This is a genomic window from Streptomyces sp. 4F14 (genome assembly GCF_048159485.1).
Lineage (GTDB): Bacteria > Actinomycetota > Actinomycetes > Streptomycetales > Streptomycetaceae > Streptomyces.
Window position 1 is genome coordinate 105,341 of the sequence record NZ_JBLRVY010000013.1, and the last position, 13,112, is coordinate 118,452.

Here is a 13,112-nt window from a genome sequence, read left to right on the forward strand (position 1 = left end):
CCCCAACTCAGGCCCCCACCCCCGATGCCGCACCACCCGGCGTCACCCCGCACCCCGCCTCAGCGGCTGTCCGCCTGCCCCTCCCCCAGCACGACCGCACTCGTCCGGTTCGTGTTCGCGTCCTCCAGGCAGCCCCGCAGCCGCATCACGTCGTGGGAGGGCAGTGCGGGTCGGACGACTCCTGTGTAGACGCCGTCCCGCAGTGCGCTGAGGCTCGTGTCCGCGTTCTGGGCGGCGGTGGAGCGCCGGCAGGTCTCCCACAGGTCCTGCGCGGCGAGCTGGACGGCGGCGGCGCTGTGGTCGCCGTAGGTGTCGACGCGGAAGACCAGGGTCGTGCTCGCCGCGTGGGGGGCCTCTTCGGCGCGGGTCTGGGTGGCGTCCGCGAGGGCGGTCCACAGCAGGGGGACGAGGAGCAGCCCGACGACGCCGGCGGTGACGGCGAGGAGCCGGCGACCCGTGCGGGCACGCGGGACGGCGTCTCCCAGTGTCCCGGGCGCCGTGGTCCCCGGCGCGGAACGCCGGTTCCCTGCCGTGCCGCTCCCCGCAACCCCCTCGCCCAGGGTCGGCGCGGTCAGCGCGGCGAGGCGTCCGGCGAGGCGGCGTTCCGCGCCGGGGCGGGCCGTGGCGCCGGCGATCTTCTGGATCACCAGGGCGATCCCGGAGAGCGCGGCGCCCGCGACCATGAGGACGGGCACGAAGACGAACGTCCGCTGGGTCCCGTCGAGTGGGGTGCGGTCCACGGAGGACAGCCAGTTGAACCGGTTGGGGATCGGCGACCGTGACTGTTCGAGGCGTCGGCGCACCTCCTCCACGCGGGCGTCGGACGCCTCGATCCGGCCTTCGAGCCGGGCGAGCCGGGTCAGGACCAGCACGGTGGCGAGGAACACCTCGACGACGATGAGGAGCGCGGCGGAGATCAGCGCCCGCTGCCACTCCCAGCGGGTGAGGTAGACGACGGTGTAGTAGCCGGCGTAGACGGCGGAGAGCCCGCCGAAGGTGTAGCCGACCAGGCGTACGGCTCTCATGCGGCCAGCTCCTTCGGTGCGGACGCCTCGACGGCACCGCTGCCGCCGTCGACGGTGAGGGGGGTACCGGTGAGGAACCGGTCCACCGCGCCGGGCACGCCGACGGCGGTCGGGACGCCGTACTCGCGGGCGAGGACTGCGAGGTGGGACAGCGCGCTGCCGGTCTCCGCGACGAGTCCGGCGAGCCCCGGCAGCAGGGGTGCGAGGGCGGGGTCGAGGGAGCGGACGACGAGGACGGCGTGCTCGGGCCGCTCGCCGTGCCCGTCCCAGGCGGTGCCGGCACCGAAGCCGCCTCCGGCGCCCTGGCCCTCGTCGGCGCCGCGGCGGCCGGGCGCGGCCTGGGCGACGGGGTGTCCGTCCGCGAGGCGGAACACGGCGGGCAGGGGGCCTTCGTCCTCGCGGGGTACCCGTTCGTCGAGGTCGGCGGGGAGTGGGCCGCCCTCGGTGGCGCGGACCAGTTCGCTCCAGCGCAGCAGGGCGAGCCGGGCCGGTCCGAGGCCGCAGTCGCCGGTGTCGAGGCGCCAGTTCATCTCCTGGACCATCCGGGCCTGCATCTCCTGGACCCACCGGATGCGCAGCCTGAGGCCCTCGCGGACGGGCAGCGCGCCCACGCCGCGCGGGGCGGCGGTCCAGCCGGTGCGGCCGGGCAGTTCGGGGCGTCGGCCGAGGGTCGGGGGCAGGAGGGCCAGCAGGACGGGGTGGCGTTCGATGAGCTGGTCGTCGGTGAGTCCGCGCAGGCGTCCCTCGGCGAGTTCGGCGAGCGCCTCGCCCGCGGCCGTGGCGCCGGTGCCCGCGCCGAGCAGTGCGCCCGCGAGGGATTCCTGGGCGTGCAGGGAGGCGAGGGCCTGCCGCCCCCAGCCGACGGCGTCGACGAGTTGTCCGCCGAGCATCTCGCGGGGCGGCGGGAAGTCCGCCAGCTGCCGGTCCACGTCGGCCATCAGGTCCACGGCGAGCAGCGGCAGCGCGGACCGCAGCCGCCCCACGCGCCAGGCGGCCCCGGCCCGCCGGGCGCCCGGCGCCGGGTTGATGAAGTCGAGCACGGGGTGGGCGGAGGGCACGGCGCCCAGCAGCCGCAGGTCGGCGGCGGCGCGGCCGCGGACGGTCGTGACGGCGGGCAGCCGGCGCAGTTGGCGGCGGGAGGCTGCGCCGGCGATGTCGAGGGCGAGGGTGAGGCCGTGGGACATGGGGGTGACCCAGAGGTCCTCCTCCAGCGGCTGGAGGACGCCGGGGAGGGTCTCGGCGACGGGTCCGGGGCCCAGCAGGCGGGCGCCGGGGGCGGGCCGGGCGGCCATCGCGGTGATGGGCCGGGCCTGGAAGAGCCACAGTGTGCCGTGGCCGTCGAAGCCGAACTCCATGTCCTGGGGGCCGCCGAAGACCCGTTCGGTCCGCTTCGCGAGCTGGACGAGGCGGGCGCGCTGCCGGTGGGAGAGGAGGCGCTCGCCGGAGGGTTCGGTGCGCACGAGGCGGGCCATGCGGGTGAGCTGGTACCGCACGCCCTGGGTGCTGCCGTCGACGAGCTGGTCGGGTCCGCCGCGTACGGCGCTGACGAGGATGCGGTCGGTGCGGCCCTCGACGGGGTCGGCGCCGAACATGACGCCGCCGACGGCGGAGGCCAGCATGGGCTGGACGAGGACGGCCATGCCGTCGTCGTCGGGTCCGTCCTCCGGTGGCCGCAGGGGCCGTACTCTGCGCGCGGAGTCGAGGACGACGCCGACGGCGACCTTGAACTCCTCCCAGCCGCGGACGTCGAGGACGGACTCGAAGCGGCCGGCCATGGAGGAGTCCTCGGTGTCCTCGTGCGCGGAGGAGGAGCGCACCACCAGGGGCCGTTGGTCGCCGCCGAGTTCGTGCCACAGGGCGCGTACGGAGTACTCGCCGGTCGGCGCGTCGGGTGCGCGTTCGGCGGGGACCAGGACGAAGCCCGGCAGGGTGGGCAGCCCCGCGACGGCGGCGCGTGCCAGGTTGGCGGCCTTGGCGCCGGTGACGGACGTGTGCCGCGCCTGCTCCGAGTCCAGTGGTACGACGGCGAGTTCGGCGCCTACGAATCCCATGAGTGGCTCTTCCCTTGGAGGTGGGGGGGTGAAAGACGGCCCGGTGCGGCCGTGGTGGTGGACCGGTCGGTCAGGTGGACCGGTGCGGCGGCCGGGCACCGGCCAGCGCCCAGGCGACGCCGGGCAGGGCCACGGCGAGGAGGGCGACGAGGAGGGGGTCGTCCGCGGAGAGGACCGCGCCGAGGCCGACGGCGGTCGCGGCGAGTACGGCGCCGGCGCGGGTCAGGGAGTGTTTCGCCCCGCTCGCGACGGCCAGCGCCATGAGGACGTACCAGCCCGCGGCGGTGCCGGGCAGGGCCAGGTAGTCCTGGACGAGGGAGGTCTCGTGAGCCCGTACGCCGTGCTGGGCGACGAGGACGGCGATTCCGCCGATGCCGGTCAGCAGGAGGGCGATGGCGCCGCGGACGTAGAGGGCCTGGTCGCGGCGGGCGAGCCAGAGGAGGGTCAGCGCGGTCGCGGGCCAGCGGACGAATCCGTCGGCGCCGGAGGCGAGGCGTACGGCGTCGTGGCCGAGCGCGAGGGCGACGTACACGGTGGCGGTGGCGAGTGCCGTGCACCCGGCTATGAGCCGCCGGTCGGGGTGATGGCCGCGTACGGCCGGTGTGCTCACCGGACCGTTCCCGCGGTCGTGGCTGTGCCGGGACGGTCGTCCTTCACGGCAGCCTCCTGTTTCCACCGGCCGTGCTGCTGGATCCGGCCGTCCGGAGATGTTGACGTATCAACCACTCTCCATCGCGGCCCTTTGAGATGTCAACAACTTCCGGAGCCGAACATTCCCGGGAGAACAGATCGCCGGGGTGCCCCGGACAAAGCCACGGACACCCCGGCGTCTCTCGCACCCTCACTCGTCGTCGGGGAACTCCCCGGAGAACGCGGCGGCCATCCTCAGCCACGGCTCCGCCTCGGCCTGCCGGCCCTGCCGCTCCAGGGTGCGGCCCAGCATGAGGTGGGCGTAGTGCTCCACCGGGTCGCGCTCCACGACGCGCCGCAGCTGCTCCTCGGCGCGGCTCAGCTGGGCGGAGTGGTAGTAGGCGCGGGCCAGCAGCAGGCGGGGCGCGGTCTGCTGCGGGAACTCCTCGACGACGGTGGTCAGGAGCTTCGCGGCGGCGATGTAGTCCTTCGCCTCGAAGAGCAGTCCGGCCCGCTCCCAGAGCTCACCGGGGGTCTCCTCGCGGGCGGCGCCGGGGCCGTCGTCGAAGAGGTGCAGGGCGCTGGCCCAGCGGTCGGGGGCGACGCCGTCGGTCGCCGCGTGGGCGTTGAACTCGGCGGTCACGGTCTTCCTCCTTGCAAACGGTCGGACATCGGGTCGCAGGCGTCAGCGGGCGCGGTCCGCGAGCAGCGAACCGTGGGTCGGCGGGCCGTCCGGCACGCCCGCCGGACGGCGTGCGGCGAACTCCTCGCGCAGGACGGGCACGACCAGTTCGCCGAGCATGTCGATCTGCTCCAGGACGGTCGCGAGCGGGATCCCGCCGCCGTCGACGATGAACAACTGGCGCTGGTAGTCGCCCGCGTACTCCCGGAAGGCGAGCGTCTTCTCGATCACCTGGTCCGGGGTGCCGACGGTCAGCGGCGTCTGCGCCATGTAGTCCTCCAGCGGGAGCCCGCCGCCCATCACCGGCGAGTGGTCGAAGACGGGCCGGAACTCCCGGATCGCGTCCTGCGAGTTCGGCCGCATGTAGACCTGCCCGCCGAGCCCGACGATCGCCTGCTCCGGCGTCCCGTGCCCGTAGTGCGCGAACCTCTGCCGGTACAGGTCGACCATCCGCTTCGTGTGGTCGGCCGGCCAGAAGATGTTGTTGTGGAAGAACCCGTCCCCGTAATACGCGGCCTGCTCCGCGATCTCCGGCGACCGGATGGACCCGTGCCAGACGAAGGGCGGTACGTCGTCCAGCGGCCTCGGCGTCGACGTGAACCCCTGGAGCGGCGTACGGAACTTGCCCTCCCAGTCGACGGTGTCCTCGCGCCACAGCCTCCGCAGCAGCGCGTAGTTCTCGACCGCGAGGTCGATGCCGTCCCGGATGTCCTTGCCGAACCAGGGGTAGACCGGCCCGGTGTTGCCACGGCCCATCATCAGGTCGACGCGGCCGTCGGCGAGGTGCTGGAGCATCGCGTAGTCCTCGGCGATCTTCACCGGGTCGTTGGTCGTGATCAGCGTCGTGGAGGTGGAGAGGATCAGCCGCTCGGTGCGCGCGGCGACGTATCCGAGCAGGGTGGTCGGCGAGGACGGCACGAACGGCCGGTTGTGGTGCTCCCCGGTCGCGAAGACGTCGAGCCCGGCCTCCTCCGCCTTGAGCGCCACGGCCGTCATCGCCTTGATCCGCTCATGCTCCGTCGGGGTGCGGCCCGTGGTCGGATCGGTACTCACATCGCCGACGGTGAAGATGCCGAACTGCATCGCCCTCGACCTCCCAGTTTCCGTTCACACGTTCAGTTGACACATCAACTGTACGGTGAGAACGCGCGCACCCCGGCGACTATTCCACGACACCCCCCTCGACCGGGGAGCGGTGCGAACCGGATGCGCCCCGGGCCGCCTTCACCGGTTCCCGCGGCCCCGCGACGATCCCCGCGCGCAGGGCCTCCGGGGCGCATCCGGCAGGGGCGCACCATGCCTGATGGCATGCCCCGCATCGATCCCGTACGCGAAGTCTCGAAGGAGATTCCATGCGTGCTGAAGCAACATCCTCATGTGGGCTTCTCCAAGCAGTCCCGACTGCCGAGCAGAGCGCGGCAACGCCCTCGCCCCAAGAGGTATACCCACCTGTATGGATACCGAACGCGCTCCGGTCCGCACGCCGACGGCCGAGCGCCCTTCGCCGATCACGACTGCGGGTTCAGCCAGCCGCCGCACCCGCGGGCCCGCCCGCCCCCGACCGCAGCCGAGGTGATTCCCGCAGCTCACCGCTTCACAAAGGATCACCAACTCCGCACAATGAGGAACACCGATTTCCAGCCCCACCCCGCGGCGGACGCATAATGCGCGAGCTCCGTGGAATCTGATTTCGGAATGCTATCGACGAAGACCTGTTCTGCGGTACGGGCGATTGGGGATCCCTTGCGGAGTTCGGCCCGCATTTTTGAGGCGATTCGACAGAAAGTCCTGGATTGCGTCGCTGGAGGCACTGATCCACGCCCTGACTTTTCCTGGCCAGATCTGGCCGAATTCAACTGGGCCACCGACTGGTTCGACCCCACCACAAGAGGAAACCTCGATCCCGCGGTCATCTGGAGCGAACGAGGTGGAGCCGTACAGAAACTCACCTTTGACGGCTTACGGGAGAATTCCGACCGCGCCGCCGGCTGGCTGGTCCGGCAAGGCGTGGGCCACGGCACCCGCATCCTCGTCGCGCTCGACGCCTGCGCGGCTCTCTGGGAGATCCAGCTGGCCGCACTGAAGCTGGGTGCCGTCGTCGTGCCCGTCCCGGCGGGGGCGAGGAGCGGCGAACTGCTGGAGGTGACGGCCTTCTCCGGGGCCACCGCTCTCGTCATCGACGCCGAACTCGCCCAGGAGGTACGGCCCGCCGCGGCCTGGACCGGCATCACCGTCGGAGGCCGCGTCCCGGGCTGGTCGCCTTATGAGGACGCCTACGGGCACGCGCTCCGGCACCGAGGACAAAGCCCACGCAATTCCCTCACTCCCTTCCTCCTCGAACATTCCATGACGGGGGTGGGCAGCGGTCGACTTCACTCGCATTACGCCTGCACGGTCGGGCGGTTGACGGACCTCTTCTTTACCCAGTTGAGCCCCGGTAAACGGTATGTGACCGCAGCGCCCGCCGGTTCGGTGGAGCACCTGTGCTTCAGCTTCCTGGGCCCGCTGACGGCCGGCGCGACCACATTCGTCGCGAGCGGACCCGATGCCGGTTCCACTGCCGCGGTACAGGAATGGGCGGGCCGGGAGAATGCCCGACTCGCCTATGTTCCTGTCGAGTTGCTCGGCGAGAACTCGTCCTCGTACCCGGCCGCGGTCTCTTCGGGCCCGTCCTCCGCCGTGCAGCTTCTCAGCTCGGTGAGTGCCGAAGCGCTGGCCAGGGCCGACGGCGCCGGGGGTGGGGCGGGCCTGGCGACCACGCTGTCCGCGCTGCCGCAGGAGGTCCGCTGGGGTGTCCGTCACCGGCACACCTCTGTCGGGCTGATGGCATCCCCCGTCCGGGAGGCGGCCGGAAGCAAGCTGCGCGCGACGGCCCTGCCCGGCCATTCCCTGCACGTCGTCGCGCCCGCCCGGCCGGCGCCCTCTGTCCACAGCGGAGCGCTCGTCCGTGACGCGCAGTTCGAGGAGACCGGAGAGGTCTGGATCGACGTGCACAAGTGGCCCTGGCCGGAAAGCGGCACTTCGACGTGCGGCCCTCGCGCGGTCGCGACCACCTCGTCCGGTACGGGTTCACTGCGCACGGGGTTGTTCGGCCGTCGCCACTCCGACGGCACCGTCGCGCTCCTGTTCGCCCGATCACCGAAATGAGGTCCGCTCGGGCGGGATCCAGCGCATTCCACCGGATCCACGCCGCGCCGAAGGCGCGGTAGCCGCCACGCCAGCGCCTCACCCCTCCTCCAGCCGGTACGCCGCCGGAGGAGGGGCCCACGGTCACCCCGGCCGCCGCCCCTGTCGGATCACAGCGGCGCCGGTGCCAGCGAGCGGCAGGCGCACGACGGTCGCGGGGGCAGGGCGGCGAGGGTGGTCACGAGGACGTCCCGGAGCCGCTCGATGTTCTGCGTGAAGACGGCCATCACCTCCTCCTGCGTCACCCCCGTTCCCTCCTGGATGCCGGCGTCCAGGTCGGTGACCAGACACAACGGCACGTAGCAGAGGCCGAGTTCACGAGCCAGCAGCACTTCCGGGTGGGCCGTCATCCCGACGATCGACCACCCTTGGGCCGCGTACCACCGGGACTCGGCCCGGGTGGAGAAGCGCGGTCCCTGGATGACGACCTGGGTGCCGCCGTCGATGGCGGACCACCCGCTGCGGTCGGCCGCCTTGAGTGCCGTGGTGCGCCCTTCGGGGCAGTAGGGATCGGCGAACGGGGCATGGGCGACGTCCGGCCCGTCGAAGTAGGTCTGCGCACGGCCGTCGGTCCGGTCCACCAGTTGGTCGGGGATCACCAGACTGCCGGGCGGGACGGCGGGGTCGAGACTCCCCACCGCTCCGGTGCCCACCACCCGGGTGACCCCCAGTTCACGCAACGCCCAGAGGTTGGCACGGTAGTTGACGCGGTGGGGGGCGTGCTGGTGGCTACGGCCGTGGCGGGGAAGGAAGGCGATCGGGCGGGTGCCGAGCATGCCTACGGTGATCGGGTCGCTCACCGGACCGTACGGGGTGTCCGGTTCGACGTCATGGCCGTTGTCGAGGAGGGAGAGGAGGGAGTAGAGCCCGGATCCTCCGATGACGGCGATCTCAGCTTCAGGCATGATCATGTCACTTTCGGTGGATGGTGGTGAAAACAGAGAGGCCGTCATGCCCGGCCAGGGGGTTCAGACGTGTCCTTCCAGCCGTGCCACCGCCTCGGCGATCGTCCGGGGCGACTTGCAGAACGCGAAGCGCACCAGGGAGCCGTAGGGGTCCGGCCGTTGCGCGAAGACCTGCGTGGGGATGGCCACCACGCGCGCCCGGAGGGCGAGGGCGCGGCAGTACTCCAGGGCGTCGGGGGTGTCCGTGCCCGCGACATCGGCTTGCAGGAAATAGCCGCCCTCGGCGGGCAGGACGGTCGTCCCGGCGGCCCGCAGACAGTCGGCGAGGGCGTCACGGTTGGACCGCAGCACCGCGCGCAGACCCGCCGTCCAGGGTTCGTACCGGTCGAGCGCGAGTGCCACGGCGTCCTGCAGCGGGGCGGCGGTCGCATAGGTCGTGTACTGCTTCACTGCGCGCACCGCGGTCACCAGGTCGGCCGGTCCGCAGGCCCAGCCGACCTTCCAGCCGGTCAGGCTGTAGGACTTTCCGGCGGACGACACCGTCAGCGTGCGGTCGGCCATCCCCTCGAAGGCGGCGAGCGCGTGATGCCGCCGCCCGTCGTGGACGAGGTACTCGTACACCTCGTCCACGACCGCCACCAGGTCGTGACGTACGCACACCTCGGCGATGTCCGCGAGTTCGTCGGTGGTGAACACCTTGCCCGTGGGGTTGTGCGGTGTGTTCAGCAGCAGCATCCGGCAGGCGGGGGTGACCGCTGCGCGCAGCGCGTCGGGATCGTAGCCGAACCCCTGCGGGCCGGGGCGCAGCGGTACCCGTCGGCAGCGGGCCCCGGCCAGTTGTGCGGCGGCCGGGTAGGAGTCGTACGCCGGGTCGAAGACCAGGACCTCGTCGCCCGCCGCGCACAGGCCCAGGACGGCCGCCGTGACCGCCTCGGTGGCCCCGCTCGTCACCACGACGCCGGTCTCGGGGTCGTACCGCGTGCCGTGGCGGCGCAGGCGCTGGCGCACGATGGCCTCACGCAGTGGCCGGGTTCCGTTGAGGGGCGGGTACTGGTTGGAGCCGTGGGCGAGGGCGTGCTGCGCGGCGGCCAGGACTTCGCGCGGGCCGTCGTCCTCGGGGAAGCCCTGGCCCAGGTTGATCGCTCCGGTACGGACGGCCAGCTCGGTCATCTCCGCGAAGACGGAGGTCCCGAGGCCGGCGGCCCGGCGCGTCGGGCGGGAGGCGGGTGCCGTGCTCATCGTGCTCTCCCCCGCGCGACGGACACCAGGTCCGGATGGACGGGATGGCGGTGCCCGTCGCCCTGGACCTCGACCGGCCCTGACGGCTCCTGCGGCCGCCGGACCAGTGCCGTGCACCAGTCGGCCAGGCGTGCCGCGTCCAGTTCGGCGACGGTGTCGAAGTGGTGGGTGAGCCGCCCCCGCAGATCGCCGGAGGAACAGGCGTGGACCCGGACCCCTCGCTCCTGCCAGAGGGCCAGTGCCTCGACGGTGTCCGGGTGGACATGCCCGGACAGCTCGCCTCTCGCATAGCCCTCCGACCAGATCAGCCCCTGCAGCCGCTTCAGCGGCCCGGCCTTCCGGCCGTCGTCGGACCAGCGTTCCAGGACCCGTACGGCGGCTCCGTCGTCGTGCACCGTGAGGACCGGTGTGCGGGCGACGTCGGAGAGGATCCGCCGTACCTCGGGCGAGCCGCGATGCGCAGCGACCCGGTCGGCCACGCGCCGACGGGCGTAGGGGGACAGGACGTCGTGGACTTGGGCGGTGGAACTGGTGGTGCCCTCGATGTCCAGGACGACGGCGCCGGTCATGCCGCTGCCCTCAGCTCGTCGAGACCCGGGAAACAGGCCGCGATGCTGTCCGGCAGGAACCGGCCGACCCAGCCGTCCTCCTCCTGGAAGAAGCGGATGGCGGTGAAGTCCGGCTGCTCGCCCATGTCGAACCAGTGCACCGTCCGGCTGGGCACGGACAGCAGGTCTCCGGCCGTGCACACGGTCGCGTACACCTTGCCCCGGACGTGCAGGTAGAAGCAGCCGGAGCCCGCGACGAAGAAGCGCACCTCGTCCTCGTCGTGGAAGTGCTCCTCCAGGAACTTCTCCCGAGCCGTCCGGGCCTGCTGCGGCCACCGGGGGTCCTCGGGCCGCGGAGTCAGCCGCGCCACGTCGACGAGCCGGTAGCCGCCCTCCGCGGTGATGTGGTCGATATGGCTGCGGTACGCCTCCAGAACGGCTTTGTCGTCGGCGTCCGCCGGCAGCCGACGGGCCGTGTGCCACCGCTCGATCCGGACGCCGATCCTGATCAGCTCCGCGCGGACGGTGTCCAGTTCGGCGGTGCGCAGCAGCACCGTCCCGGGCGCGTCGTCGGGCATGATCTGTAACAGGGTCATGGTCCGGCCTCCGCGGTCTTCCGCGCCGTCCGAGGTTCGCGTTCCGTGGTCAGCAGGGTCAGCCGGCTCAGGTCCTCGACGCATTCGAGCCGGTCACGGGCTTGATCGAGATCATGGCCCCATACGGTCACGCCGTGGCGGTCGATGAGCAGGGCGGGCGGCGCGGGGACACCCGACCCGCCGAGGTACGACCGCACATCGGCGGCGATGCGGGGCACGTCGGCCCAGTTGGCGAAGACCGGCACCACGACCCGTGCGGGATCGACGACCCCGAGTCCTTTGGCCAACTCCAGTTCCTCGAAGCACACCTCGCCCCACGCCGGGCCGGCGCCCCACAGGGTCGCGACGGCCGTGGCGTACGGCGTGTGCGCGTGGATGACGGCGCCGCAGTCGGGGACGTACCGATAGACCGCCAGGTGGATCGAGGTCTCGGCCGACGGCCACTCGGTCTCACCGGTCAGCGGCAGCCCCTCGAAGGGGTCCACCAGCACCGTGTCGTTCCTGGACATCGTGCGCTTGCCGCGCCCGCTGGCGGTGATGACGACCGCCTCACCCGAGCGCACCGAGAGGTTGCCCGAGGTCCCCGGCATCCATCCCTGCCTGTACAGGTCGCGGCAGGTGGTGGCGAGTCGCTCGCGGTGCAGTTCCACGTTCTCGTCGACGAAGAGGGGTTTCACACCGGGTCTCCTTCCGGGACGGTCCGCAGCGCGTGGACGGGCAGCGGCGCCAGGCGGGCCGCCCCCTCCAGAGCGGCGATCTCGGTGAGCACCGCGTAGCCCGTGACCGTGCCGCCGCACGCCTCCACCACCGCGCGGGCGGCGGCGAGGGTCCCCCCGGTGGCCAGGACGTCGTCCACGATCAGGGCCCGGTGACCGGTGCTCAGCGCACCCGCGGGCAACTCCAGCGTGTCTGTGGAGTATTCGCTGCGGTACGACACGCGCTCGGTCCTGCCCGGCGTCCTGCCGGGTTTACGCGCCAGCAGCAGGGGCAGCCCGGCCTCGACGGCGACCGCGGCGGCCAGGACGAAGCCCCGGGCCTCCACCCCGACCACGGCATCGCAGCCGCCGTCGACGCGGCGCGCGATGTCGCGTGCCGCGGCCCTGAGCAGGCCAGGACGGCGGTAGACACCTGCCAGGTCCTGGAAGAGAACTCCCGGGGCGGGAAAGTCGGTCACGGCCTCCGTGTGCGCGGCCAGTTGCTGCGCCAGGCCGCTCGCCGGGGACGGGGCGCGCACTCCGTGCTCGGTGATCACCGCACTGATCAGGTCGTGCGGCGTCACGTCGAACGCCGGGTTGTAGACCGGTGTGCCCGGTGGGGCAACAGGCCGGCCGCCCAGCGAGGTGACTTCGTCCGCGTGGCGCTGCTCGATGGTGACGTCGTCGCCGCGGTACGTGGCCTCGTCCACCGTCTCCGAGGTGGCCACGACGACGAACGGAACGCCGTGGCGGGCGGCGGCCAGCGCCAGTGGATAGGTGCCGATCTTGTTGACGACGTCGCCGTTGGCCGCGACCCGGTCGGCGCCGACGACCACGCAGTCGACGGCCCCCGACCTCAGCGCCGAGGCCGCGGCGCTGTCGGGGCACAGCCGCACGGGGATGCCGTCCCGCTGGAGTTCCCACGCGGTGAGGCGGGCCCCCTGCAGCAGCGGCCGGGTCTCGGTGGCCAGGACGGATGCGAGCGACCCGCGCTCGTGCAGGTCGCGGACGGCGCCGAGGGCGGTGCCCCAGGCGCCCGTCGCGAGGCTGCCGGTGTTGCAGTGGGTGAGGATGCGCAGGGGCCGGCGGCCCGTCGTCGCGAGGAGGTACTCGGCGGCGTGGGCGGCGGCGGCGCGGTTGACGCGTTCGTCCTCGTCGAGCAGCCTCCGCGCCTCGGCCAGGACCGCGTGCGCCCCGCCGTCGAGTACGGCGACGGCGCGCGCGACGCCTCGGGAGAGGTTCACCGCGGTCGGCCTGCACCGGGCTATGCGGTCGGCGTCGGCGCGTACGGCGCCGGCGTCGAGAGGCCCCGAGGCGGAGTGCCGGGCGGCGGAGAGCGCCACGCCGAAGGCGCCCGCGACGGCGAGGGCCGGTGCCCCGCGCACGGCGAGGCCCGCGATGGCGTCGAGGAGTTCGTCGACCGTGGTGATGTCCAGGTGTTCCTGGCGGTCGGGCAGCTTCCGCTGGTCGATCACACGGAGGCGCCCGTCGATCCAGTCAAGTGATCGCGACACGAGAGTGCTCCCGAGAGAGGGGTGTGCGGCCGGCTCCGCCC

The 13,112-nt window shown here is 72.6% G+C and carries 12 protein-coding genes; 1 reads left to right on the forward strand and 11 read right to left on the reverse strand.

All coding sequences use genetic code 11. From position 1 onward, the window contains the following. Positions 1-59: 59 nt before the first annotated feature. The 5 genes from ACLZOT_RS23410 to ACLZOT_RS23430 form a co-directional block, all read right to left on the reverse strand. The gene (locus ACLZOT_RS23410) at positions 60-1,025 is read right to left on the reverse strand and encodes a hypothetical protein (RefSeq protein ID WP_416970987.1); all 966 of its coding nucleotides are present in this window, start codon (positions 1,023-1,025) and stop codon (positions 60-62) included. Then, positions 1,022-3,076 (reverse strand): PEP/pyruvate-binding domain-containing protein, encoded by a 2,055-nt coding sequence (locus ACLZOT_RS23415; protein ID WP_416970988.1) that lies wholly within the window; start codon positions 3,074-3,076, stop codon positions 1,022-1,024. Before ACLZOT_RS23415 ends, ACLZOT_RS23410 begins: the two co-directional genes overlap by 4 nt. A 70-nt stretch (positions 3,077-3,146) precedes the next feature. Then, positions 3,147-3,686 (reverse strand): hypothetical protein, encoded by a 540-nt coding sequence (locus ACLZOT_RS23420; protein WP_416970989.1) that lies wholly within the window; start codon positions 3,684-3,686, stop codon positions 3,147-3,149. Positions 3,687-3,917: 231 nt separating this feature from the next. Beyond that, a complete protein-coding gene (locus ACLZOT_RS23425) occupies positions 3,918-4,349 on the reverse strand; it encodes a tetratricopeptide repeat protein (protein ID WP_416970990.1) in 432 nt (143 codons plus the stop codon). A gap of 42 nt (positions 4,350-4,391) precedes the next feature. Continuing rightward, entirely contained in the window at positions 4,392-5,471 is a 1,080-nt protein-coding gene (locus ACLZOT_RS23430; RefSeq protein WP_416970991.1) for an LLM class flavin-dependent oxidoreductase, read from the reverse strand. A 612-nt stretch (positions 5,472-6,083) separates the two neighbouring features. Here ACLZOT_RS23430 and ACLZOT_RS23435 point away from each other — a divergent pair. Continuing rightward, on the forward strand, positions 6,084-7,535 hold the full coding sequence (locus tag ACLZOT_RS23435; protein WP_416970992.1) for an AMP-binding protein: 1,452 nt from the start codon (positions 6,084-6,086) through the stop codon (positions 7,533-7,535). Positions 7,536-7,684: 149 nt separating this feature from the next. Here the strand turns inward: ACLZOT_RS23435 and ACLZOT_RS23440 are convergent, their stop codons facing one another. The 6 genes from ACLZOT_RS23440 to mtnA form a co-directional block, all read right to left on the reverse strand. Then, positions 7,685-8,479, reverse strand: a complete 795-nt coding sequence (locus ACLZOT_RS23440) for an S-methyl-5'-thioadenosine phosphorylase (protein WP_416970993.1) — start codon at positions 8,477-8,479, stop codon at positions 7,685-7,687. Between the two features lie 63 nt (positions 8,480-8,542). Continuing rightward, positions 8,543-9,718 carry an aminotransferase class I/II-fold pyridoxal phosphate-dependent enzyme gene (locus ACLZOT_RS23445; RefSeq protein WP_416970994.1) on the reverse strand — a complete coding sequence of 392 codons (1,176 nt, stop codon included), beginning with the start codon at positions 9,716-9,718 and terminating at the stop codon, positions 8,543-8,545. After that, positions 9,715-10,287: a hypothetical protein gene (locus ACLZOT_RS23450; RefSeq protein WP_416970995.1), complete on the reverse strand. Its 573-nt coding sequence runs from the start codon at positions 10,285-10,287 to the stop codon at positions 9,715-9,717. The genes ACLZOT_RS23445 and ACLZOT_RS23450 overlap by 4 nt, the downstream gene beginning before the upstream one ends. Beyond that, positions 10,284-10,862, reverse strand: coding sequence for a 1,2-dihydroxy-3-keto-5-methylthiopentene dioxygenase (locus ACLZOT_RS23455; RefSeq protein WP_416970996.1), 579 nt, complete (start codon positions 10,860-10,862; stop codon positions 10,284-10,286). Before ACLZOT_RS23455 ends, ACLZOT_RS23450 begins: the two co-directional genes overlap by 4 nt. Continuing rightward, on the reverse strand, positions 10,859-11,539 hold the full coding sequence (gene mtnB, locus ACLZOT_RS23460) for a methylthioribulose 1-phosphate dehydratase (protein ID WP_416970997.1): 681 nt from the start codon (positions 11,537-11,539) through the stop codon (positions 10,859-10,861). The genes ACLZOT_RS23455 and mtnB overlap by 4 nt, the downstream gene beginning before the upstream one ends. Next, complete coding sequence (gene mtnA / locus ACLZOT_RS23465) at positions 11,536-13,071, reverse strand: S-methyl-5-thioribose-1-phosphate isomerase (RefSeq protein ID WP_416970998.1); 1,536 nt, start codon at positions 13,069-13,071, stop codon at positions 11,536-11,538. Before mtnA ends, mtnB begins: the two co-directional genes overlap by 4 nt. Positions 13,072-13,112: the final 41 nt, after the last annotated feature.